Source organism: Photobacterium sp. R1, assembly GCF_054600795.1.
Window position 1 is genome coordinate 1 of record NZ_BAAHZP010000855.1, and the last position, 245, is coordinate 245.

Here is a 245-nt window from a genome sequence, read left to right on the forward strand (position 1 = left end):
TGATTTCTGTTCCGGCTTACTTCAGTGACCAGCAACGGAAGCAGGTACATCAGGACGCTGAGATGGCCGGATTGATCGCCGTCAGACTCATCAATGAAACCACAGCCGCCTGTCTTGCATACAGCCTGCACGAAACCCATGAGCGTCGTTTTCAGGTGTTCGATCTTGGTGGCGGGACCTTTGATGTGACGGGTGTGGAACATCAGGATGGTTTTGTCGATGTGCCTTCCTCCGCTGGTGATCAC

Annotated in this window: 1 protein-coding gene; it reads left to right on the plus strand. The window is 53.5% G+C overall.

Features of this window, described 5'->3' with window-relative positions; genetic code table 11:
- Nucleotides 1-245 (plus strand): Hsp70 family protein (locus ACYP03_RS27500; protein WP_459782873.1); only part of this gene is annotated, 245 nt, incomplete at both ends.